General features: G+C 51.6%; 19 protein-coding genes. 4 read left to right on the top strand and 15 right to left on the bottom strand.

Annotated elements, in window-relative coordinates; genetic code table 11:
• Window positions 1–14 precede the first annotated feature (14 nt).
• The 6 genes from B5X72_RS03485 to B5X72_RS03460 form a co-directional block, all read right to left on the bottom strand.
• Entirely contained in the window at window positions 15–1,589 is a 1,575-nt protein-coding gene (locus B5X72_RS03485) for an MFS transporter (RefSeq protein ID WP_079715464.1), read from the bottom strand.
• A 192-nt stretch (window positions 1,590–1,781) separates the two neighbouring features.
• A complete protein-coding gene (locus B5X72_RS03480) occupies window positions 1,782–2,375 on the bottom strand; it encodes an RNA polymerase sigma factor (RefSeq protein WP_079715463.1) in 594 nt (197 codons plus the stop codon).
• 97 nt (window positions 2,376–2,472) lie between these two features.
• Window positions 2,473–4,494, bottom strand: a complete 2,022-nt coding sequence (locus B5X72_RS03475) for a ComEA family DNA-binding protein (RefSeq protein ID WP_139378521.1) — start codon at window positions 4,492–4,494, stop codon at window positions 2,473–2,475.
• A gap of 16 nt (window positions 4,495–4,510) precedes the next feature.
• The gene (locus B5X72_RS03470) at window positions 4,511–5,305 is read right to left on the bottom strand and encodes a PorV/PorQ family protein (protein ID WP_079715461.1); all 795 of its coding nucleotides are present in this window, start codon (window positions 5,303–5,305) and stop codon (window positions 4,511–4,513) included.
• A 93-nt stretch (window positions 5,306–5,398) separates the two neighbouring features.
• On the bottom strand, window positions 5,399–6,814 hold the full coding sequence (locus B5X72_RS03465) for a Gfo/Idh/MocA family oxidoreductase (RefSeq protein ID WP_079715460.1): 1,416 nt from the start codon (window positions 6,812–6,814) through the stop codon (window positions 5,399–5,401).
• Window positions 6,815–6,869: 55 nt separating this feature from the next.
• A complete protein-coding gene (locus B5X72_RS03460) occupies window positions 6,870–7,721 on the bottom strand; it encodes a sugar phosphate isomerase/epimerase family protein (RefSeq protein WP_079715459.1) in 852 nt (283 codons plus the stop codon).
• Between the two features lie 122 nt (window positions 7,722–7,843).
• Here B5X72_RS03460 and B5X72_RS03455 point away from each other — a divergent pair, with 122 nt between their 5' ends.
• From B5X72_RS03455 to B5X72_RS03440, 4 genes are all read left to right on the top strand, one after another.
• The gene (locus tag B5X72_RS03455) at window positions 7,844–8,860 is read left to right on the top strand and encodes a LacI family DNA-binding transcriptional regulator (protein ID WP_176146085.1); all 1,017 of its coding nucleotides are present in this window, start codon (window positions 7,844–7,846) and stop codon (window positions 8,858–8,860) included.
• Between the two features lie 249 nt (window positions 8,861–9,109).
• On the top strand, window positions 9,110–9,493 hold the full coding sequence (locus tag B5X72_RS03450; protein WP_079715457.1) for a RidA family protein: 384 nt from the start codon (window positions 9,110–9,112) through the stop codon (window positions 9,491–9,493).
• Between the two features lie 13 nt (window positions 9,494–9,506).
• Window positions 9,507–10,586, top strand: coding sequence for a dipeptidase (locus B5X72_RS03445; RefSeq protein ID WP_079715456.1), 1,080 nt, complete (start codon window positions 9,507–9,509; stop codon window positions 10,584–10,586).
• 12 nt (window positions 10,587–10,598) lie between these two features.
• Window positions 10,599–11,720: a D-TA family PLP-dependent enzyme gene (locus B5X72_RS03440; RefSeq protein ID WP_079715455.1), complete on the top strand. Its 1,122-nt coding sequence runs from the start codon at window positions 10,599–10,601 to the stop codon at window positions 11,718–11,720.
• 22 nt (window positions 11,721–11,742) lie between these two features.
• Here the strand turns inward: B5X72_RS03440 and B5X72_RS03435 are convergent, their stop codons facing one another.
• The 9 genes from B5X72_RS03435 to B5X72_RS03395 form a co-directional block, all read right to left on the bottom strand.
• Complete coding sequence (locus B5X72_RS03435) at window positions 11,743–13,146, bottom strand: Gfo/Idh/MocA family protein (RefSeq protein ID WP_079715987.1); 1,404 nt, start codon at window positions 13,144–13,146, stop codon at window positions 11,743–11,745.
• Between the two features lie 92 nt (window positions 13,147–13,238).
• Entirely contained in the window at window positions 13,239–14,207 is a 969-nt protein-coding gene (locus B5X72_RS03430; RefSeq protein WP_079715454.1) for a 2-dehydro-3-deoxygalactonokinase, read from the bottom strand.
• Window positions 14,208–14,210: 3 nt separating this feature from the next.
• Window positions 14,211–15,359 carry a galactonate dehydratase gene (gene dgoD, locus B5X72_RS03425; RefSeq protein ID WP_079715453.1) on the bottom strand — a complete coding sequence of 383 codons (1,149 nt, stop codon included), beginning with the start codon at window positions 15,357–15,359 and terminating at the stop codon, window positions 14,211–14,213.
• Between the two features lie 55 nt (window positions 15,360–15,414).
• Window positions 15,415–16,038 carry a bifunctional 4-hydroxy-2-oxoglutarate aldolase/2-dehydro-3-deoxy-phosphogluconate aldolase gene (locus B5X72_RS03420; RefSeq protein WP_079715452.1) on the bottom strand — a complete coding sequence of 208 codons (624 nt, stop codon included), beginning with the start codon at window positions 16,036–16,038 and terminating at the stop codon, window positions 15,415–15,417.
• Window positions 16,039–16,101: 63 nt separating this feature from the next.
• A complete protein-coding gene (locus B5X72_RS03415) occupies window positions 16,102–18,375 on the bottom strand; it encodes a DUF7133 domain-containing protein (protein ID WP_217698089.1) in 2,274 nt (757 codons plus the stop codon).
• Window positions 18,376–18,394: 19 nt separating this feature from the next.
• Window positions 18,395–19,849: a carbon starvation CstA family protein gene (locus B5X72_RS03410; protein ID WP_079715450.1), complete on the bottom strand. Its 1,455-nt coding sequence runs from the start codon at window positions 19,847–19,849 to the stop codon at window positions 18,395–18,397.
• The gene (locus tag B5X72_RS03405) at window positions 19,846–21,507 is read right to left on the bottom strand and encodes an FAD-dependent oxidoreductase (protein WP_079715449.1); all 1,662 of its coding nucleotides are present in this window, start codon (window positions 21,505–21,507) and stop codon (window positions 19,846–19,848) included. The genes B5X72_RS03410 and B5X72_RS03405 overlap by 4 nt, the downstream gene beginning before the upstream one ends.
• A 25-nt stretch (window positions 21,508–21,532) precedes the next feature.
• Entirely contained in the window at window positions 21,533–23,536 is a 2,004-nt protein-coding gene (locus B5X72_RS03400; protein WP_079715448.1) for an FAD-dependent oxidoreductase, read from the bottom strand.
• 29 nt (window positions 23,537–23,565) lie between these two features.
• Window positions 23,566–25,233 (bottom strand): RagB/SusD family nutrient uptake outer membrane protein, encoded by a 1,668-nt coding sequence (locus tag B5X72_RS03395; protein WP_079715447.1) that lies wholly within the window; start codon window positions 25,231–25,233, stop codon window positions 23,566–23,568.
• Window positions 25,234–25,242 lie beyond the last annotated feature (9 nt).

Below are 25,242 nucleotides of genomic sequence, written 5' to 3'. Positions count from 1 at the left end.
ATTGTATACGGTAATTATTGGTCTTGTTCGATTTTACGGCTTCCATTTTTCGTCTGAATGGAAGCATCCAACATTTTTATTTTGTACCCGCCCCTTTGCTTGAAATACAATATCAGTAACAAGTAGGCAGCCAGCATGACAACGGGAAAGACTACGATATCCCTTAGCGCCAGTTTCTTTGCGCTCTCCTGCATGGCCACGATGGCATCCTTGTCCTCTTGTGGGGCCTTTTCAAGTTTTTCAAAATCCAATGCCTGGTACTCGCCGAACAAACTGGTCTTCTTTTCTGTCAGATAAGTACTATGCAGCGATGTATGATGCTCGGCGTCGTGCAGGACGATGTTTCCATCGGCACGCTTATCCTGCAAAAAGCCCAATACACCAGCTCCTAGCACGCCTGCACTAATCATCCCCAATCCCGCGATAACGTTCAACGTAAGAGCCCCTCCTTTTGGGAATTGTTCAGAAACAACCCCCAACATCAGCGGCCACAGATAGGATTTTCCAAATGCATAGATCGTCGCTGCTATCAAGATGGATACCCCGATAGAATGAGACAAATAATACATGCCAATCGCTGCAACACATGAGCTCAACGCTAGCATGCCCAAAGGTGACATTCGGTGGATAAGGGACCCAGCAAAAAGTCTCATGACCAACATAATGGCAGAAGTATAGACCAGCACCCAGCCTCCCTGAAGCCCCAGCCTTTCCATTTCCGGCTCCATCAAACTGCTTATCCAGCTGTCCGTACCCAACTCCGTAATCGCTAACGGCACCATCACCAACAGGAGCACGATGAACAGCGACCGCCCCCAGCTTTTTACATACACCCCAAAACCTACGGAAATCAGCACCGTTACCGCCGGACTCACCCAAGGACTCCAGCCAAATACCTGTCCCAATTGAAAGACTATCAACGCCGTGATTAACAACGCGCCGATTCCTCCTAGTTCCCTCAACATTTCTAAATAAGATACACCGGCTTGAACCCGTTCATTGGCTGCAAATTTGCGGCTAACCATCATACCACCATACAACAGCGTGGGAATTAATATAAGTGAAATTTTAAATCCCCAAGCAGTTTCGGGGCCCCAAGCTAATGCCATCAATCCGCCCAATACTAATCCGCCCGGCCACCCGGCATGCAATATCGCAAGCCATTTCGTCTTTTGCTGTGGAAACATCGTGGCCACCACCGGATTTACAACAGCCTCTACGATACCATTTCCGATCGCCATCATAAACGTACCAATATATAACATCCAATAGCCTGTCGCGAAGATGGTGACCACTGCGGAAGCCACATGGAATAAAAAAGCGAAGACCATGGACGTTTTATAACCCAACCTATCGACAATCAGGCTGAACAGCACAATACTGATTGCGAAAGGCCATAGACCGACTCCAGAAATCTCTCCAAGTTGAGTTTGAGTTAATTGGAACTCCTTCCCCCAATCGTTGAGTACGAAGGCTCGCAACACAAAGCCAAACGATGTGGCGACTAAGGAAATGACACACGCGTAAAACAATCGCATATCCGGCTTGCGTTCGAAAACACCAATTGAACTTTTAGTTTTTTTAATCATAATTTAGTAAGTGGTTTATTATGAGCTCACAACGAACCAGTAACTGCCGCAGCCTACTTCTTTCCATATTACTTTTCAAGGTTTATAACCGTTAAGGAACGTTTCCCATGGCGGCTTTGTTTAGTAATACGTATGAAAAAAGAAAGTGGGTAGTCGGTAAAGTGTTTTTTTAGAAAAAATCAGGTTGGGCAACTAATTGCCGTTCCAAAGGAAGAGAATAAAATAACAATAGAGCACATCATGCTCACCAAAATGCGCCCGCAATATCTTCAATGCATTGACAAGGTGGTATTTAACTGTATTTTTTGAAATATGCATCCGCTCAGCAATTTCTTCGTAAGATAATCCTTCGTAGCGGCTGAGGGTAAACACTTCTTGTTGTTGATCACTTAATTTACTTAATGCATCTTGAGCAATCTGTTCCAATTCATTTTTAAACACTGCTTCCTCGGTATCATTATTCGAAAAATCCATAAACAACCGCACCTGGTCCCTGAACCGTTCAGAGGCGGCAGCTTTCCGCCAGGCGTCTACCAATGTGCGCCGTGCAATGGTAAACAAAAAAGGAGCTATTGGCTGGTCAGGATTTAAGGTTGTCCGATGAAGCCACAAACTGAGAAAGGTGTCTTGTACAATCTCCTCGCTTTGCGCATTGTCTTTCAAGAAATTAAAAGCAAATTGAAAAACTTTGCGGTGAAAGCGATCAAACACTTCGCGAAAGGCCTGTTCATCTCCGGCTGACAGACGATTACAAAGATGGGGTTCCGGAAGATACCTTATTGCCATTTTGGGAAATTGGTTAGTGTATCAGTATATCCAATACAACAAAGCTTATTGAATGCTTATTGCAAACTTAACTAAAATAACCATATTTCCAAATGAATTAAAATTGCCACCGCACCTGTATACGCACGTCCGAACGCTGGTTGCCTTCGATCAGGTCCAGTCCGCTGCCTATTTCTTCAATGCCGCGATAGATGAATGTGGCATACCGCAGCCATACGTCGGTTTTCCGTCCGAAGCGATATCGGAGGTTGACATAGGTCCGCAAGCCGTTGTTGTGGTAAAGTGGAAACGAATAGGCATACAAGACGTCATTTTCAAACGCATAAATGCGCGAATTATAACCGGGAGTGCCAAACAGGGCAATGCGTGCGTTGCCGCTCAACCTGCCACTCATCGGCTTAAAAATGAGATCGTGGTAAACCATCCAGCCCAACTCCGAAGCTTCTCCTTCCTTCGCGTAATGCGCCAGCTCCACGCGGGCACGCGTCGTCCAGGAATCGTTTAGTTTATATTGACCACCTATGCGCACTTGCTGCCGCAGCACGTCTACAATAGCATTGTGGGGCAGCTCCAACGAAGCGTTTTCCGCTCGTTGCCGATAACGGTAGCGAACTGCTATGTTCGCTTTTTTATACCATGTGTAGGTGAGCTGGGAGAGTACATCGACCCCCTGGGACGGCGCGTCTACCCGATACCGCAACCAGGGAAAACGAAAAAAGTCGGCGTACAACACCCATTCAACCGCCCGGCTCGGATGATACACCAACCCTGAATAAAACCCCTGTTCATTGGTTGCGCTGCTTCCTTCAGCAACACCTTGATTAAAGAACGAATGGTAATCGCGTTGGTAATTGCGATAATGCAACGCCAATGACAAATGGGGATGCAGCGAGGCGATGAGCCCATTAACGAATGCGAAGCCGCTCCCCAAGCTATGGGCTGCCTCGCCAAACAGATATACCCCCCGCCACGAGTAATTATAATAGACGCTGGTGTTCGAAAGGCTTCGCCCACGAAACGCATATTGGTTGCGCAGCACGTCCTGCGGTTGAATCGGCTTGTCAACATGGGTGCGATAGGCCATCGCCCCCAGCCGAAAGCGCCGGTATTCATACTGCATATTCATACCATACACCCGTTGCGATACCGCGCCGCGGTTGGCCACTTCCGTAGGGGTGCGATGAAGCCCGGTTTGACCGATAGCACTTACCGCGGGTTCACCGTCCGCGGTGTAAGTCCTGGAGCCGTCCAGACTGCGCTGGGAGAAAAAAGGCGTAATCAATAAGCGCCCAAACGCAACTGTGGCGGCACCGCCCCGCAAAAAAAGCACCTCATTGGACGAAGTATAGGGGCGCAAACCGGTGGCCTGTTTGATCATACCTTGTACCATAGCGCCCTTGCCAAACCCTAAGCCATTCCACATCGCTAACCCCTGCCCAAATTGCAATGCATAATCCCCTATGACGGCATCTTTCAGCCGGCCTTGATTGCGCACATAAATGCTACCGGAGTAAAAATCAAAACCGTACCGTTGCGCCCCGCTGAAAAACCCTTCACCCGCGTCTTTCTTCATATTGAGCGCAAGCTGCAAATCAGGTCCAAAATGATACCGGTAGCGCGCGAATAGTTGATTGGGGCTGCCGAGGTAGCGCGACCGGGTGGTATCCGTAATCCGATATCCCTGCCGTTGCTGCACCGTACGCCCATACCTGACCATCAAATCATGGGTTCCTTCATTCAATAGCCGACGCGCGTTTACCCCGGATAGGGAGCGGGAAACATCTACCGTGACATAGGGCAACAGCATCCGAAGCACGTCAATATCCAGTCCCTCAATGGCCTGTAGCTCCAATGTGGCGATAAATTTTCCTGAACGTTCACGGTGTTCCAACACATTATCGATAAATAATTGCGGGACGAATTGAAGCTCCCGTAATTCCCTGCCATCGGTATGGTTGAGGTCAATGGGATGCCGTTCGTAAAATTCAAGCCGCTCAGCCAGTTCCGAAAAATCAAAATCTTCGGCCAATTCCTCAGCGATAAGTTCTGTCAGCCGTTCGATAAGCAAATCCGTTCCGGACTGGGCATTGAGGCCGCGAGCGGCCAATAATGCAAACACAAACAGGATATACCGGCTAAAACACATAACTCAAGCCTATCTGGGGTGATGTACCTAAACGAGGGTGGAACGTGGCTGCCGCATCAAGCGTAAACTGCTGCCAATCCACGCCAAAGCCTGCATGCTGTTGCAACGGATTGGTTGATAATCCGCCACGTAAGCATACAATGTCACCGATGTGGTATTCGACACCGAAACTCCCTCCCAGCGTACCTTCCAGGGGGTATACAGCATCCACAGAAACCAGTACCCCGGCCAATGGGTGGCTGGCACCCAGCCGTATGAAAGCGGGGATAGTGCCATAGACATCCTGCCCATACCGGGCGTTATTGGGGTTACTGAAATGCAGCCCAATGATTGTCCCCTGGCCGCAATGGTATTGTCCGCCTACGTCTACCGACAGGGAAAATGTACTGAGGTAATTGGGTATAAAGAGCTGGTGGTAATTGGTGGATAACCCAATGGAAAATTGCGTCCCAAACTGTTTGGCAAAAGAAAAGCTCACCTTCGTAGCGTCATATGCCTCCTTTAGTCCATAACGATTCGCAGCGAGGCCGAACGCGCCCAAACGGGTAGGTATAGCCAATAACGCCGCTTGCGTGGTGATGTCCGCCGTAAAAAAATGATGCTGGTAGCTCACGCTGGCTGTGAGGCGTTCCACTCCCACCAGACCGGCCGGATTAGCCGTCAAACTGTAAATCCCCTGGAGGGCGGTGCCCGTAAAACCCATGGCTTGGTAGTTTGGGCCGACGTAGGTTTGGGCGAGGCTTTCATAGGAGATTAGGAGGAGTATGAGACACCTTCCAATCATGGAGGTGAAGATAGCAAAAAAATGCCATCAAACAAAAAACACGGATAATACCTTTCACGCAAATGCAGGCATTATCCGTGCTGATACGGCTGGTTACACTTGGTAATACTGCTCCCAGCCCTTACGTGGCGGAGGCCCTACCAAGAGTTGATTGGCCAGTTCGTTATTGGTAATGACCTTTTTCTTCCGGTCAAACTCCAATTTGGTATTCAGTTTCTGCGCCAATACACCAAGCGAGAAGACCTGGCTCAGGGGTCCCGCCACCGAAAACGGCGAGCGCGTCTCTTCCTCGCCTTTGCAGGCTTTTAAGAAATTAGCGAAGTGATTGGAAGGGCTTTGCGGCACCTCAGGCAGTTGTGACGCCATTTCTTTCGCTTTCTCTTCCGGGATAATGGAAAGTGTACTGCCATGTGACCCACCTTTAAAGGTCAATTCCTTACCATAAATGATTTTGCCCGGATTTAGTTTTACCGGTTCGAGTTCGCCGGTGCTTGGCGGGGGGATATTGGGGTCCAGCCCCGAGACGCCGTAGCCTTCCGGGATAGGTGGCAGGTTGTCAAGGCCATCGTACCATGTGATGTCAAGTGCAGGCATCCGTTTGCGCTTCGGAAACTTGAATACAATCGTCGACGACATCGGGAAGAAAAAGTCGTTATGGCCCGTAGCCTTCGTGCACTCGACTTCGTAAGGCAATCCCAAATCCAGAAACTGATGAGCCGTATCGATAATGTGTGCACCCCAATCGCCCAATGCCCCCATGCCGAAGTCGTACCAACAACGCCATTGGCCATTTATGAAATCTTTGTTGTAATCGTGCTGGTCGGCTATGGCGGAATGCCACAAATCCCAATCCAATGTATCAGGAATGGGCTCTGCCGGTGGGAATGACTTGATATTGGGATCCCATCCATGCCAACGCCGCGGAGAGTTCATGTGTGCCGTAATGGCCGTGACATCTTTGATAATACCCGCATCTACCCAAGCTTTGAACTGAAAATAATTCGCTTCCGAATGCCCTTGGTTGCCCATTTGCGTGACAACCTTATTGTACTTTTCGGCGGCCTTCATCATCAGTTCTACCTCGTTAAATGTGCGCGCCATCGGTTTTTCCACATATACGTGTTTACCAAGGGCCATGGCATGCATGGTGATGGGGAAATGAGAATGATCCGGCACACCGATGGAAACCGCATCAATTTCATTCCCCATTTTGTCAAATAGTTGCCTGAAGTCCTGGAACCGCGGCACATTAGGAAACTGCTTCAGCACATTTTGCGTATGCGGCGCACCCATATCGACATCACACAGTGCTACAATGTTAGCGAGTCCGGTTGCGTAGAGATCGCGGATGATTTCGCCACCCCGATTGCCAATACCGATACAAGCCAGGTTAACCCGTTCATTGGCGGCAGCAAATCTGGGCCTCGCCATCAATAAATTAGGGGCCACGGCAGCGGCAGCGGACGCCAACATGGCCTGCTTGAGAAATCGCCTTCTTGAATTATTCATTTATAATTGATTTTAATGGATATAACGTTATTGAAACAAAAATAAACAACATTTTTTATGCAGAGGCATCCAATACACCTCTGAAGTATCCCGCACTTTCCGCCAATCCGGCCAAGGGGTCTTTCATGTCTTTTTCAAACTCTAAGCTGCATTTTCCATCATATCCCACTTTGCGTAGCATCTTGACAAATTCGGGGATATTAATGACTCCTCTTCCCAGTTCGCAGGTCTTCCCGTCTTTGGTCGCAGCGGTAACATTTTTGAGATGGATATCAAAGATCCGACGGTGATACCGTTTGAGATCCCCGATAGGGTCTTGCCCGTCCCGCATATTGTGGCCCATATCGAAGCAAAGGCCCATTCGTTCATCCAGATTTTTCACCAAATCGAAAATACTGGTTGCATTGGGATATAGTTTGTCTTCCGGCCCATGGTTATGGATCGCATAACGAATATCGTATGCTTTGGCCTTGTCAGCGATGTATGCCAGATCTTCTTTGTTGGGTATGCCCACGATGAGTTTGACGCCTACCCGCTTTGCGTATTCAAACGCATTATCAATTTCGGTCTTAGACTTCGTCATGTAGATTGGGCCTACCGCATAGCCGGTCACCCCCGATGCCGCCAGCTTTTCATGAAACGCTTTTATTTCGGCGTCGGTACTGGTCAGCGGCAAATGAAAATCCTTAATGCATAAGTAACGTACATCCATGCGTTTCATCATGGCCAACGACTCGTCTAAACCGAAATGCACAAAGCTGTAACCTGCAATGCCAAGCGCAAACCGATCGTCGCCGCGCATGCTATCAAGCGAATTACCCGGACGCGCCCAAGCTTCGGAGAACCCCATCATTGCTGCTGAAACTCCAAGCAGCCCTTTCTGAATGAACGTTTTTCTTGTTTCCATCAATATGAATTATCTGTTAAATGTAATTGGTTATCGTTTATAAATGCCCCTCACTGGGTGTACCATAATTTACGTTTGCTTGAGCGGTATACTACATGCGGCTTTTTCCCTATATTAGCCCAATGGATCACAAACGGGCTACCATCAAGGATATTGCTGCAACATTAAATATCTCGCCTTCCACGGTTTCCAAAGCATTACGCGATCACCCCAACATCGGCGTGGTCACGAAAGAACGCGTCAAAAAACTTGCCGAACAACTTCATTTTGTTCCCAATCAAACTGCGATCCGGTTCAAGCAACAAAAGTCATTTACGCTTGGCATTGTCATCCCCAACATGCTGGACCATTTTTATGTTGCCGCCGTGGAAGGTTTCGAAAAGTTTGCCTATGACAACGGCTACAACGTGCTCATCAGCCAAAGCCATGAAAGCCTCCAGCGCGAGAAAGAACTCTTGAACACCATGCAAGCAAACCGCGTAGACGGATTAGTCATTGCCATATCCCGCGAAACGGCAGACACCACACACATCAATGAGTTTGTCTATTCAGGCATACCTATTGTTTATTTCATCCGCAAGCCCATCAATGAAGAATACCATTGCGTATGCAGTGATGTATACAAAGGAGCCATCGATGCCATCGCCTATTTGGTTTCCCGGGGCCATCAGCGAATCGGGTTCATCAACGCCTCGTCATTCTGGACCACCAGTCGCGACCGTTTCCTGGGATACCGCGACGGCCTCATACAGCACCATATTCCGTTTGACAAGTCATTGGTCCAGGAAAGTGACTTTACCCACGAGCACAATTTCCAGGCCATCCGGCGTCTGATGCAGCTCGATAATCCACCGACCGCCATCCTGGCATTTAAAGACCAGGTGATGCTCGATGCGCTGAACTGCCTGCGCAGGGAATTTCCACAAAAAGCGGATGCCATCGAGCTCATAGGCTATGGCGCAAATCCAATGATCCAGTACCTGGAGCGGCCTCCACTTGCTTCCCTCAAAGAACAACCCTATGAAATCGGGCAAAAATCAGGTTTATTGTTGTTGGACTTAATCCGCCACCCAAAAACAGGATACGCCCCCCAACTCATTAAAGTGCCCTGCGAATTGCAGGTGTTCACTATGCAATAGCAAAGGTAAAGAAAGCGTGCTGTCAAACTATTCTTTAACGTAAAACTCCCATGCATCATATGTGTTATGCCAAAAAAAATCGATTTTTTGCGCTTTTCAATCGGTGTACTAGATTTTACCGGCACTTGAAACCAGGAAACATCACCTTTTGCCTACGCCGCTTTCAAAAATCGATTCGTTTTTGCTACCTTTCGCAGGGTAAATAGTTAACAAAGCACGCATTAAATAAAACGACAACGACAGACTGACATGGAAAAAACAAAAATCGTCCACCCCCACCGAGCACAAGGCTTTACTACTGGCGCCTATTCCGATGGCGTGCTTATCGATGGCCTGTTATTTGTAAGCGGCCAAGCCGCTATTGATTTCAAGAAGTCAACGTTTGTTTTAGGCACCATTGAAGAAGAGACGCACCTCACCCTGCAAAACATCAAGGCTATCCTGGAACAGGCGGGAATGACCATGGAAGATGTCGTGAAATGCACGGTCCATTTGAGCGACATTGCCGATTTCCAACGGTTCAACAAGGTATATGCCGAATACTTCACCGGCATCAGGCCTGCGCGAACCACTGTTCAATCCGTATTGGACAACGGAATCAAAGTAGAAATCGACTGCATCGCCAAGAAATAGCCGCGCAATCGCCATGCTTATCATCGACGCACACCTCGATCTGGCGATGAACGCCATGGAGTGGAACCGTGACCTAACGGCCGATATTGATAGCATTCGCGCCCGCGAGTCGGGCATGCAAGACAAACCTGATCGCGGGAACAACGTGGTATCGCTACCTGAACTGAGGAAGGGGCGAATCGGCTTGGTTGTGGCCACGCAAATCGCCCGGGTTACAGAAAATCACCGCATATTGCCAGGCTGGTATTCACCGGAACAAGCCTGGGCGCAGACACAGGGTCAGCTGGCCTGGTACCGGGCCATGATCGATACCGGCGAAATGCAGCAAATCACAGATTTAACTACGTTGGAGCGCCACATTGTCCTATGGGAGGATGAGGGGGTAGCCAACGATACCAAGCCGGTCGGCTTCATGCTCAGCCTGGAGGGCGCCGACTCCCTGATTGACCTTTCTTACCTTGAACGCGCATATGCCTACGGGCTTCGGGCCATCGGACCCGCGCATTACGGCCCCGGACGCTATGCTCCCGGCACGGGCATGGAAGGGCCGTTGACCCCGCTGGGTGTTGAGCTCCTCAAGGAGATGGATCACCTGCACATGGTTTTGGATATCACCCACCTGACCGACGCAGGCTTCTGGCAGGCGATGGCGATATACAAAGGTCCCGTGTGGGCCAGCCATCACAACTGCCGAGCGCTTGTCAACCACCAACGGCAATTGGATGACGACCAACTGGACGCATTGATTGAACGCGGCGCAATCATCGGGAGCGCCCTGGATGCCTGGATGTTAGCACCGAACTGGACCCGGGGCAAGTCAACGCCATCGTTATGTGGCGTAAATCTTGACCGCCTGGCCGACCACATTGACCATATCTGCCAGCTGGCCGGCAACAGCAACCATGCGGCCATCGGCAGCGATCTGGACGGTATGTTTGGCTCCGAACAATGCCCTTATGATTTAAGTACCATTGCCGATCTCCGGAAACTGGAAGGCATATTGGAGAAAAGAGGATACACCGCGTCCGATAGGACCAACATCTTCCATGGCAACTGGCTTCGGTTTATCCGGCGGGCATGGAAAAACAACTAAAAAACATCAATAATGAACGACACTCAATCCTGGTATACCATCGAGGATATCGATCATATCGACTCCCCGGCGCTTGTGGTTTATCCCAAGCGTGTAAGTGAAAATATCCATACACTAAAAAAAATGGTCAATGGGGATACCAGCCGATTACGGCCGCACGTAAAAACCCACAAAACCCAAGAAGCCGCTGCCATGCTGATGGATGCGGGTATCCGCCAATTTAAGTGTGCCACCATCGCCGAGGCCGAGCTATTGGCCATGTCCAACGCACCTGATGTCCTGCTGGCTTACCAGCCGGTTGGCCCTAAAGCACACCGGTATCTGGAACTCATAAAGAAGTATCCCAACACCGCATTTTCTTGCTTGGTTGACCATACGGCCAATGCAGAACGCTTGTCAACCATCGCCTCCGACAACGACCTGAAAATCCAAGTGTACATCGATATCAACGTAGGCATGGGCCGAACGGGTATCCCGGCCGGCGATAAGGCCGTACAGCTTTACCAAGGCATCCAATTGTTAGACAACATCGAGGTACTGGGCTTACATGCCTATGACGGCCACCTCCGCGATCCGGATGTCAGCCAACGTAGGCAACGCTGTCTGCTCGGCATTGCCCCTGTCTGGGCCATGGTTTCCGAGTTGGAGCGCCAAGGTTATCCCACGCCGGTGGTTGTCGCCGGCGGCTCACCCACGTTTCCCATCCACGCTGCCGATACGCGGGTAGTGTGTAGCCCGGGCACGTTTATTTTCTGGGATAAAGGCTACGGCGATGGCCTGCCTGAACAACATTTCGTGCATGCGGCATTGGTATTGACCCGAGTCATCTCGTTGCCTACGCCTACGACACTGTGCCTCGATTTGGGCCATAAAGCTATTGCCGCGGAAAATCCAATCGATCGCCGGATACACTTGCTCAACGCCCCGGGGCTGAAGCCCATCTCGCAAAGCGAAGAGCACCTCGTTGTGGAAGCTCACGAAGGCCACGGTTGGAAAATTGGCGACGTGTTTTACGGATTGCCCTACCACATCTGCCCCACGGTGGCCCTGTACGAACGGGCCATTGCCATTGCCGAGGGGCAACAAAGCGGTGTGTGGCCGATAAAGGCCCGCGACCGCCAAGTTATCGTATAATGGACACACGGCAGGCCGTATGCTACGTTGTAGCGCTGCGTTCGACAACCATCGTTTCGGGGTTCCAGTGCACGATTTTCCGTTCGAAGTGACTGGTATTGGACAATAGGGCCGGGCCGGCTGCGCGCAAACCGAAGACGGCATCTTCCACGACGCCGGTTTTATTGCGGATAGCGTTGAAGAAATTAGCGAAGTGGTCATAGCTATCGCTATATTCCCTCGGTGCAGTATATTCTTCCTCCTGAGGTCCAATCACTTCGAATTTGGCAGGATATTTCTCATGGTATGTTTTGAGAAATGCCTCTTGCATTGCCTCAGGGAACGTATTAATCGTATATCCGGGGGCCTCCGCCAGCCGTTTCTTCTTGATACTCACCCCCCTGCCGGAGATGATCATCTGTCCTTCGCTGCCAATGAACCTAAACTGTTGCCCTCCCCCTGAACCATCGGCGAAATTAACCCGTAGGGTCAACGTAAATTCAGGGTGCGATTCGGTTTTCGGGTAATCGTAAATCCCAACCATCAGATCAGGCACGTCACGGCCATCTTTCCAGTAACGGAGCCCGCCGCTGGTCATGATCCGGTTTGGTCCCTTGGAATCCAGCACAAAATGTATTCCCGAAAACAAATGGACAAACAAATCCCCGGCCACGCCGGTACCATAGCGTTGGTAATTGCGCCAACGGAAAAAATGAAGCGGATCAAATGGTATTTTCGGTGCCTTGTCACTCAAAAACCGATCCCAGTCAACCGTCTCCGGCGACGCATCCAACGGCAGGGAATACTGCCATGCCCCCTGGGCAGAGTGGCGGTCATAATATGCTTCCACCAGGTTCAGTTCGCCGATTGCGCCTGCCCGAAACAGCTCACGCGCCTTGGCATAGATGATGGAGCTCACGCGCTGGCTACCCACCTGAACCAATTGCTTGGTTTCATGGGCCGCTTTGATCAGGTCATGCCCTTCTTCAATCAGTTTGGTCATGGGCTTTTCGCAATATAATGCCTTACCGGCCTTCAAGGCTTCGATGCCGATTTGTGCGTGGAGATGGTCGGGAACCGCTACAACGACCGCATCAATGTCTGGCCTGTTCAGTATTTCCCGATAGTCTTTTGTCGTTACCATATCATGGCCATACAATTCCTTTGCCCGCACTAACCGCCCGTCATATAGATCCGCTACAGCCATGAGTTTTACTCCGGGCACCTTTAATGCCGACTCCATATTTGAGGTGCCTTGTATACCTCCACCAATGAGTCCAATTTGAATGTGATCATTAGCGCCGAACGTTTTGCGGTACGCAATCTCCCTGCTCAGCACATTGCCGTTCCGAGGCAACAAAATGGTAGGCGCTACGCTAGCCGCAACCGCAGTGCTGGCCATTTTTTTCAGGAAATTACGTCTGGAATGCTGGTTATCCGTTTTCATCTGTTTGTTTTTTTGTTTTGTATTGTCTGATGGTACCTTTGATGGTCGAAATAACGGAGCATTGCCGTATTCCTGCCATGTCGAGCCCATATTTATAATTGATTGATAAAATTCTGCGCAGAAAAAATCAACTGCTGGCCTTTAATGAGCGCTTCGTCTGCATCCATTGTTTTCGCGACCGGCACACCGAGCTCACTTAATGCCCATTCATACAGTGGGTTGTGCTTCGGTCCGCCAACTAAGCAAATCGGCACATCTGCGGATATCCCCCTCAGCTCGGCACCAATCAGCACACCACTTAGGTAATAAAAATTCGCTGCCTTGGGGACATGGCGAAGCACCTCGTTGGTCCGGGTCATGAAGGCGGCATGAAGCAAATCAAAAGATTGACTTGTGCGCACGCCTTCGCGGAAATAGTCGCGGCTCATCGAATCACTGACGTCTGCCCCTGCGGTTACCGAAGCCGACAATATACTATGCCGGGTAAGCAACTCGAAAAACTCCCCGGTCATATAGGTTTCAAAAGCCATCGCTTGGCCACCCATTACCCAAATATGTTTCGGATGCGTACCCGGGAGAATCAAAAGCTGTTTTTCTTCCCGGCCATCCAAGACCGATGCACATCCCAGCACTTTGGTCTCTTCGCCCCGCATGACATCTCGGTCCGTTTTCACCCCGGATATAAGAATAAGGCGGTGCTCCAACCCTTGGGCATCCATGGTTTCGACGAGCAGATCAGTACCATCCAGCCGAAACGGAAGCATTTTGTAAGGAAGCTCGGCCAGCCCCACCGTCGCGGAAGCCATCCCCGAAAGCACAATGGGAATGCCATCCAGCGTAATGCCCGACTTTTGGCTCAGTTCAGTGACCGCTTCCTTCAATACATTCACATAAAATGCCTTGCGCGACGAGCGTTGTCCCTTTTGTGCCTTCCACGAGTTAAAGGTATCTACGATCCCGCGTCCATGCGTTATTGTAGCCAGCACGCGCAGGTCAGCGACCTGAACCAGCCGAAGCCTGAATCTGCTTGTTCCCCAATCGCAGCTTAAAAACTTTTCCATGAGTTACCATTCCGCTACACTGCCATCGGTATGCCGCCAGACGGGATTTTGCCACTGATGCCCAATGGCGGCCATCTTCCGCACATGCGCTTCGTTTATGACGATACCCAATCCGGGGCCATCCGGGATATTCACATAACCATCTTCGTATTGAAACACGGCGCTGTCCACCAGATAATCCAGCAAGTCGCTGCCCTGGTTGTAGTGTATGCCTAGGCTTTGCTCCTGGATAATAGCGTTGTGGCAGGTGGCGTCTACTTGCAGGCATGCGGCCAGTGCAATAGGCCCTAAGGGGCAGTGCGGAGCCGCCGCAACATCATAGGCCTCCGCCATCGAAATGATCTTCTTGCATTCCGTGATTCCGCCGGCATGAGACACGTCCGGCTGGATGATGTCGGCATAACCGGCGTGCAGTAACGTCTTAAACTGCCACTTAGAAAACATACGCTCCCCGGTAGCGATGGGTATGGCTACGTGGTTGGCTATCTCCCGCAGGTCTTCGTTGTTTTCCGGAAGCACCGGCTCCTCGATGAACATAGGCCGGTACGGCTCCAATGCCTTGGCCAGTATTTTTGCCATGGGCTTATGTACACGGCCGTGGAAATCGATGCCAATGCCGAAGGCGGGCCCCGTGGCCTCCCTTACGGCTGCTATGCGTGCCACAGCCTCATCGATCTTATCGTAGCTATCAATGTATTGCAGTTCTTCGGTGGCATTCATCTTGACGGCTAAAAATCCGTTGTCTGCCATTTTTTTCGCAGCCAGGCCCACGTCAGCCGGCCGGTCGCCGCCAATCCATGAATACACTTTCATTTTGTCCCTCGCCCTGCCGCCAAGCAACTCATGTATGGGCGCATTGTAATATTTGCCTTTGATGTCCCACAGCGCCTGGTCAATGCCGGCTATTGCGCTCATCAAAACCGGACCTCCCCGGTAAAAACCGGCGCGGTACATCACATTCCAGTGATCTTCTATCGGCAGGGGACTTTTACCAATCAAGTAGGTCATCAGTTCGTCAACCGCTACCTTTACGGTGGCTGCCTTCCCTTCAATTACCGGCTCACCCCAGCCCGTGATGCCTTCATCCGTTTCGATTTTCAAGAACAGCCACCTCGGCGGCACCTGGAATAATTCGTAGGATTTGATCTTCATGTATCTGTTTTTTTCTTATCAGCAACGAAGCCGTGGTATCCGCTTTAGTTGGCTGTCAACCAGCGAGAGCCGACACAAATTGACGAGCCTTGTCGGTCAGTTGTTCAAAATATGCGGTTGTTACCGGCTGCCCGGTGTTAATCAGCGTGTTGCCTACACCAAAAGCCACAGCTCCGGCGTCTTTGAAATCCCTGATATTTTGCGGTGTGATACCTCCCGAAGGCAGCAGCGGTATATGCGGAAGCGGCCCGCCGATACTTCGTATGTAGGCAGGAGACATCGCGGGGAATACCTTCACGATGTCGGCGCCGCGCTTATATGCGGCATAAATTTCCGTAGGCGTGAATGCGCCCGGTATACTCACTGCACCAAGACGTTTAGTTGCCTGAATAACATCGGCATCCACCACGGGCGAAAGGATAAACCGTGCTCCCGCCGCTACTGTAGCTTCCACCGTCGGTGTGTCAAGTACCGTGCCGGCTCCGATAACCATCCGGTCACCGATGGTGTTGGCCAGCTGCCGTATGGCCGCCAGCGGCTCTTCGGAATTCATGGTTACTTCTATTATGCGGATGCCACCGGCATATAACGCTTCGGCAACGTCCAGCACATACTCGGGCCGAAGGCCACGGATAATTGCGATGATGCCATTTTCCTTGATTTCTGATAATGTAGACATACAACTTAGGGTTTATAGGGCAGAGACTACCACACAAAGGTAGTGAACTTCCAGCCAAATACGTTAATGCTTTCCAAATAATTCGTACAGTTCATCCTGTGTGAAGGGTTGAGTCCGGCCGCCAAACTTTGACCGAACGGTTCCCAAGTCTTCCGGCACTACCTCATCGCCGGTGTTATTCCCCCAGGCATTCCGGATATAACTCAGTAATTGGGCCAGGTCTGCGTCATCAATAGCCGGATTATGGGCGATGCCCGGCATCTCGCCACTGACTTCCGGAGCCCTATAAGTATGGCCACCCACATCGACCGGCCCGGTAAGGCCATAGAGCACCAAGGCTATCAGTCGTTCTTTATCTCCTTGCACCCATTCTGACCCCGCCAAGGGCGGGGCAATAGACGACACACCACGGCCGTCTTCTCCGTGACAAGGTTGGCAAGCATTCCTGAACAGCGTAATGCCATTGGCATAGTGCTTGGCCAACTGTTCCTGATTGTCGCGGTCTGCCCGCTCGTTGGCCGCATCGACCACGGATAGGAGGCGCTTATGTACTACCATTGACGTATCCGGCACGCGCTTGGCCACCGCCCGCATGAATTGTGCTTCATGCCCCGTCGCTGCACTGATGATGGCATCAGCGACATAACGATTATCCGCGTACTGCGTGGCCCACCGCTCCATGATACGCATGATGGCCGGCTCCCTCACGGTGCCCAACGACGCTACAGCCAGAGCCGCATAGGGCACGAGCAGTGTATCGCCGTTCGCAACGGCCTTTTCGGCTATAGCGACTAAATCATCCTTGGCAGCCATACCAGCCAGCGACGGAAGTGCAGCCAACGCCTGCGCACGTACCTGCCATTGTGGATGAGCCAATACGGTCTGGATATCGCTTGCCGTCAACTGCCCCAGTCCTTCCAGCGTCCATAGCGCGTGGGTACATTGCAGCGGCCGAGCAGTACCATGCAGCAGGGCACGCAAGCCAGCTGTCGCATCTACCGCCTGTCTATCTACCAATATACGCTGTGCCTGATCACGGACCCACCCGTTGCCATGCCCCAGCAGCGCAACCAGCGAATCGGTGCGTCGGGGCATGGCAACCCTGTGCCGCTTGCTGTCCTTGGGAAACACACGGTAAATCCTTCCCATGCCGAGCGGACGGGCCAATCCCCGTTTGGTAATCTCATCTTTCAGGTAAGGTGTAAGGTACGTGCTATGCTGGATAATACCCCGGTACATATCCAGGATATAAAGCGCCCCGTCCGGCCCATCAAACAGGTTTACCGGCCGGAACCGTTCGTCATGGCTAGCCAAGAATTCTTTCCCTTCATAAGCCTGCTTCCCCGTCATGCGAAAGCCCTCCTCCGTAAGCACATTCCGTTTGATCAGGTTAGCAGACGGCTCCGCTACGAAAGCGTTCTCCCCGGGTATTAAGCCGCCACGGTAGATCAGCGGCCCACAAGCCGCCGTGAAATTCACCAACCGTCCGGTGGTATCCAAAACCCCTTCCATATATCCCCGGTTTACCCCCGTTGTCGGACGGATGGGATACACGCGCGTGTCAGCCACAATGGTTTGGCCATATCCGGCCACCCGGCGTTGGCCAAGATTGCCGGCACCGAACCCGGGCGGGAAGTAATCACCGTACAGGTTACTCGAATTGTCGTTGTAATACAGCCTGCCCCAGTTGTCCTGGCTGATGCCCCATTGGCCCCTGAAATGTGTTTTTGCTTTTTCCCAGGTCCCGTCGGGCAGCCTTCGATACCGCCAGTCGTATTTGGCGCTATAGATCCAATTATCCAAGCCCCTCAAGAGCCCATTTGGCTGGTGCTCCACATTGCCGCCTTCCGCGTAAGCACTGTCTACCAGCGACCTGCCGACCGGATGTCCGTCGTGGATTTCATAAAACCACAAGTTAGGTGGTTCGGCCATCAGCAGTCCGCCGTTTACCAGACAAAGCGCGCGGGGCATCACCAGCGAGTCAAGGAAAACCGTCCGCTTGTCCATCCGGCCATCGTCATCAGTATCTTCCAGTATGACGATGCGGCCTACAGGAGCATCTTCACCCGTGCCCGCCGTATCAGGCATGTATCCATCCATCTCGGCCACCCATATACGGCCCCGGTCATCGAATGTCATGGCCACCGGGGCCACAACCAAAGGCTCAGCAGCAACCAGGGCCACTTCAAAGCCTTCCTCCAGTTCCATAGCCCTCAACGACGCTTCGGGAGACAGCACGCCGTCGTGTGATGTACTGCGGCATTGCACACACACCCCATAAACAAGCAGCACCAATGCCGTTAAAGGGCAAAAAAAGGTCACGTTTTTTATTTTCACGCACCAAATTTGGGAAAAATTATCTGTTATCCACAGAAACCACATATTTACCCTTTCGGTAAATATACCAGAACGTGTATAAGAGCAATCCCACGCCCACCGCAATGCCGCATGAATACGAAAATCCATGCGGCAACGACAGCCCCTCCGGTGCGATCAAGATGTAGGAGACGACCACGTTGGTCATAAACAGCGCCGGTATCAATGCAATCCAGTAGTTTTTGCCGGCGTTGATTAAGTATGCAGTGACCGTCCACAACACCACTGTGGCCAATGTTTGATTGGTCCAGGCAAAATATCGCCAGATGACACCAAAATCCATCAAACTAATCCCATAGGCTAAACAAAACATCGGTACTGCCAGTAGCAGCCTGTTTTTCAATGCCCGTTGGCCAAGGTTAAAAATATCCGCCAGCAGCAAGCGTGCGCTGCGAAATGCGGTGTCGCCCGAAGTAACGGGGGCCACCACAACACCGATGACAGCCAATATACCACCCAGCCGCCCCAACAGACCCGTACAGATTTCATTGACCGCCATGGCCGCATTGCCCGATCGTTCATCCATGAATACATTTAGTTCCCTGATGCCGCCGAAAAAGCTCATGCTGACGGCAGCCCATATCATGGCCACCACACCTTCGGTCACCATCGTGCCATAGAACACACTCCTACCTTGCCCTTCATGCTGCAGGCAGCGGGCAATCAGTGGCGATTGCGTGGCATGGAAACCGGAAACGGCACCACAAGCAATGGTGATGAACAGCATCGGAAAAGCCGGAAACTTTTCGGGGTGGATGTGTTGGTTGATACCTAGCGTACTTATGGACAACTCCGGCACCGGTAACCCACCGTAAACCATAGCCACCCACAGCGCCACTGTCATCGTTAAAAACACGGCGCCGAATATGGGATAAAATCTTCCGATTACCTTATCGATTGGTAATATCGTAGACAGCAGATAATAGCATAAGATAATAATCGACCAAACGGTTACAGACATCCAGCCTGTACCGGACAGTCCAGCCAGAATCTGGGCGGGCCCGACGAAAAATACGGTTCCTACCATGATCAGCAATACCAGCGTGAGTACACGCATAACCTGCATCAGCGGCCTTCCGAGGTATTTACCCGTGATTTCGGTGAAGCTCTTTCCCTGATTGCGCAGGGAAAGCATGCCCGAAAAATAATCATGTACCCCTCCGGCAATCAGCGTGCCGAGCACGATCCACAGGAAGGCCACCGGCCCCCACATAGCCCCGGCCACCGCTCCGAAGATGGGGCCCAGTCCTGCGATGTTGAGAAATTGGATCAAAAACGACTTCCATCGCGGCAAGGGCACATAATCCACGCCATCAGCCATTTCCATTGCCGGTGTAGGCCGGTTGCGATCGATGCCGAAAATCCGTTCGCAGATAAGCCCGTAGCTGTAATACCCCACGATTAGCACACCCACGCATATAAAAAAAGTGATCATCTTGTTTTAAATTCACCTCTTGCCAGCACCTGCTTTTCTTCCAACAACCGAGCTTGCAGGTCGGCATAAGGTACATCCTGTACTGCCGTGTTGCCATCGATGGCCAAAGCAGCCGCCAGCGCCGCACTTTGCCCCAGGATCATGAACACCGGTTCCATTCGGATGCTACCGAAAGCGATATGCGAACTCGACATGCATACCGGCACCAACAGGTTTGTACATTCGTCCTTTTTAGGCACCAACGAACCATAGGATATCTGGTAAGGGCCTTTTTTCGGTGAAACACCGATATCCCCTTCATTCTGCACAAAACCGTCCGGCTTTACATAGCGCTGCACGTTGTGCGAATCCAGCGTATACGATCCCATTCCTACCGGATCATTGATTTCGCGATCGCTGAATGTGTCATGCTCGGTCATCACATACTGCCCTACCATACGGCGTGCCTCCCTGATGTACAGCTGATGCGGCCAATTACCGTTGTCGGTAAATTCGTCCTTGGCCAGCCCCCATTGCGCCATTTCCGTCCGCACTTCTTCCGGGACCTTCGGGTCATTGGCCAGGAAATACATCAGGCCTTTCTGGTAGTCCTCGTGTGCTTTGATGATTTCACGGCGTCGTTCGTAGCTTGCCTCGGGGTAGTCATAGTTCATGCCAATGAAATCCGTGCTGAACGGGCCGTGGTTGTTCGTATCGGTCTTGCGGTTGGGGATAATATCAAATTTGTCAAATGTTTCCCGCCAGCCAGCCGCAAAGACCCGGGCCAGCAGCTCGTAGTTTTCAGGGTTGTAGTTGTCCGGCTTAGGGAATGCCACCCGGTTGTCCGGGTGGTTGCTCAAGCACATACGGAAACAGTAAGCCTGTAATCGGTTGTCGCCCTCCCCATATTCACCAGGATGATCAGCCGAAACACCGTAAAGCAGTCCACTGGAAGAATCGCCCGGAATGTTATACGGGCTGATGTCTGTCATAAACCAGTGCCGGTGGTGCAATACTCCCACCTGCACGCCATTCCATTGTTCGTTATACACGCTGTTCGCCTCACGGCCCACATGGTAGCTTACACCCGCGGCCGCCATCAAATCGCCCTCATACGTGGCGTCGATAAACATTTTTCCCCGGTAAGTTTTCCCACTCAACGTGGTCAGCGACACGAGCTGCCCATCTACCTTTTCCACACCGGATTCCCTGTCCAGCCATTCGTCGCGGTGCACGTCAAGGCCGTATTCCTTCACATAGCCCTCAAAAATTCCCTCGGCCACATGCGGCTCAAATATCCACATCGTACGCGCATCGCCGTCGATGGCGGGAGTCCCCTGCCCTTTGTTGCCATAGTCCTCGCGCCGTTCCCACCGCCACGCGCCGCTATCGGCATAGTGGAGATATACACGGTGGTAAAAATCGCGGGCAAGACCACCGATGACGGACTTATCTCCCGTATCGGTAAATCCCAGCCCACCGGAGGAAAGGCCGCCCAGGTGGGTGTCCGGCGAAACAACAATGACCGACTTGCCGGATTTCTTGGCCTGTACGGCGGCAATCACCGCCGCTGAAGTACCCCCGTAGACAATAAGATCGGCCTCATAAGTATTTGGATCCGTTGTACTGCACGCCAAGTGGCAGCATAGCAGAAGTAACGACAAAATGGTTCGTATCATAATAAGCTAAACTGGTTAACAAAAACTATTGATCGTCCGAAGGTACAAAAAGTACCGCATTCGCGGCGACTATTCCATCGGCTCCTTTAGTGCTGATGGTTACAAATGGCGGCTTGGTTTCATTGGTCACCGTGTAGCTACCCAAGGATACCCACGTGCTGGAGGTTTGTCCTTTGATTTCAACCCCCGACAAATCCAACACCCGCTCATCCTGATTTTCCCCATCAAATACGACATAAGTCAATTTTCCCGAGCTTTCAGCTGTCTTGGGGAAATAAGTATATACGTCGTAGCTGCCGCTGGTGATGGCCGGCGCCGTGAAGGTAGCCGTGCTTAGCCCGTCGGCACTTTCTGCCTGGTAATAAGTACGTCCGTATCCTTTGGATTTACCCGTGTCCCACTTACCGGTAAAGGCCACCGCATTAGAATCGGTACAATTTACCAGATAATCCGCCTTTCTGAAATCAGCTTTGGGATTGTCCGCCAATATCGACTTGAGTTGTTCGACCCCTACCTGCTGCACATCGATGCGCTGGTCGATGGCGATGCATGCCGCTACGGCCGCAGATTGGCCCAGCACCATAAAGACAGGCTCCATCCGTATCGATCCAAAGGCGATGTGGCTTGCCGATAGGCATACCGGAACCAACAGGTTCGTTACCTGCTCGCGTTTGGGCACGATGGCGCGGTAAGAAATCGGGAAGGGCGGGAAGCCGCCGACTTCCACGTTCCCTTCGTTTTTGGCCATCCCGTTGACCACCAACCGGTCGCAATTATGCGAATCCATCGTATAGGCGGCATACCCTACATCATCCGTGATCACTTCGCGGCCCTGGCAATGATGCTGGGTCATCACGAGCTCTCCTATCATCCGCCGCGCCTCACGGATGTACAACTGTGGGCTCCAATGGCCGTTATTTACGTATTCATCCTTTGGATATCCCCATTGCTGCATCTCCTTGCGTATAAACTCAGGTACCGATGGATCATTACCCACAAAATACAGCAATCCCTTCGTATAATCTTCATGCGCCTTGATGATCTCCTGCCGACGTTGGTAATCCGCTTCGGGGTAGTCCCAGTTCATGCCAATCATATCCGTGGAAAAACCATTCCGGTTGTTGATATCCGTTTTGCCGTTCGGCATCAAGCTCCAGATAAAAACATCATTCAAGCCTTTCCAGGGCTGGATTTCCTTTTGCCGTTTCAGCAGCTCATAGCGAGCAGGGTCATAGTTGTCCGGCTTGGTGATGGGAATCCGGTTTTCAGGCACATTGGACAGCGCAATGCGGTAGTTATACGCCTGCACCTTATTGTCTCCGGTACCGTTCGGCAACAGTTCGCCGTCGCGTATCCCCCAGAGCAGCCCGCTGCTTGGATCGCCCCGCACCACGTAAGGATCGACACCATCCGGAAACTGATGCCCGGTCATCAGTTGTACACCATTCAAGGTCTCGCCATATACCCGGTTGTCTTCCCGCCCTACGTGATAAGAGACCCCGGCTTTGGCCATCAGATCCCCTTCATAGGTACAATCCATATACATCTTGGCTTTCACCGATAGCGAAGGCGTGCCCAGCCGATCGACTGCTTGTAAGACAATCTCTTCGATGGTAGTGGCGGACTTCCTGACATCCAACAGTGCCTGGCCCAAAAGCACTTCGGCATCGCACTGCTCCATATATTGATTGAATAACCGTTCGGCTACGTGAGGCTCGAATATCCACTGCTCGAAAGTGCCGTAGTGTTTCCCCAGCTTGCGGTAAAAATCCAGTGCCAAGCCGGTGACCACGTATTTGTTGCCAATGTCCGTTTGCCCGAGCCCGCCCGCGCTCATGCCGCCGAGCATCTGGCTGGGCTCGATAAGGACGACGGACTTTCCGGCTTTCGCTGCCGTATAAGCCGCTATTACGCCCGCCGAAGTGCCGCCATAGATGCATAGGTCGTAGCTGTCTGCGCGCGGCGTGGCTGCGGACGGCAAAACGACAACACTTACGAAGGCATACAATACAACAAAAAACCTGTTCATGAATCGCATAGTCTAATCCTTTTTTTATGTTAATAATTCGGGTTTTGCTCTATTGCCGGGTTTGTCTCCAATTCAAGCCTACGGATGGGCCATACATAGTCCCTGTCCTGCCGGAATTGACGCCGCTCAATCACCCGCATCTGTGCGGCATTCGCTACGTTGTCATAATGCGGCGTGCCGTTTTCGTCTATACGAGGAGCATCGGATAAGAAACTATTCCGGATGCGACCCAATAAATCACCTGGCATCACCTCATGGGCTATATTCCATCGGCGGATATCAAACAGTCGGATACCTTCGCCAGCCAGTTCGTACTTCCGTTCCTTCCGGATGATGGATCGCAATTCAGCTTGCGTCTTTCCGGGGGTGATCGGGGGCATGTTCACGGACGGGCGTTGCCGCACGGCGTTGATAGCATCGTATACCGACTGGTCGATGGAACCTTGTTCAATTTTTGCTTCGGCATAGTTCAGTAGCACCTCAGCATAGCGGAACATGATCAGATTCAGGTCACTATTGTCGATATCACCGTAATCTGCCGGGTCGGCATATTTCCGCCATAAGTACCCTGAAAACGTTGCATAAGCGTGCGTAGCTTCCTCATTCTGCACCCTCCGCGGTGGGTCAAAGTTATAGTTCCAAGTCTGCAAGCTGTCAGGATGCGTTTCAAAAACGTAGCCAACAAACACAGACTGCGGCAACACCACAGTGTATCCCAGCCGGGGATCCCGGTTAGCAAAAGGATGCGCGGGATCAAACAGTGGCGATCGGTCGATTGACAATCCGTCGGTGCACTCGTACGAATCAACCAGTGTTTGCACCGGTATCTTATTGGAATGCCCTAAAGCAATCCGCGAGAAAAAATGCCGGGGAGTACTATGTACCATCACGCCTTTCAGGAACTGGATAGACATGATAATTTCGGATGACGTCTGCCCTGCATACGAAAACAGCTCACCGAAATTCTCATGCAGGTGGTATTGGCCTAAGTCCATGACCGCTTGCGCCGCGCTGATAGCTTCCGGCCAACGGCCGGCATACAAGGCTACGCGCGATTTCAGCGCCAAGGCCGCACCCCGCGTCACCCGACCACGATTTGCCGCATCGGTTTGGATGGGCAAGTTGGGCACCGCGGCATCCAATTCAGCCAAGATAAAATCGGTCAGTTCCGCTTTACTGGAGCGGGGCAGCACAGCCTCCGACAACGGGACAGGCGTGGTCAGCAACGGCACTCCACCATACAATTCATTTAGGTAAAAATAATAGTAAGCCCTCAAAAACCGTATTTCGGCGAGCAGGCGGTTATATTTTTCCGTGGGAACGATTTCCGCCAGCGGTTCAGCTTTGGACAAAATGTAATTTACCCGGCCGATCCCGCGGTACAACGTATTCCAAAAGTTTCCGGTGTACGTGTTATCCGGTGTGGCAGCGCCCTGTCCCAGTATCTGCAGATCGCTCACATTACGATCCCAGCCGATATCCGAAGCGCATTCAAGGGTAAGCAGAAACGAGCCGTTATCGATGGGTTTAAACCATAGCGTGTTGTAGCAACCAGTGACCGCCGCTTCAAACTCCGCTTCCGTGCGCAAAAACGTCTCGTCTGAAGGACTATCCAGTGGATAACGATCTAAATAATCGCTGCAAGACACAAGAGTGAGGCCGAAGGCCAGTATAATGACATTGAATTTGGTTTTCATCGCTTTCTT

The organism is Parapedobacter luteus (assembly GCF_900168055.1).
Lineage (GTDB): Bacteria > Bacteroidota > Bacteroidia > Sphingobacteriales > Sphingobacteriaceae > Parapedobacter > Parapedobacter luteus.
This window is presented reverse-complemented; position numbering and strand designations above follow the sequence as displayed.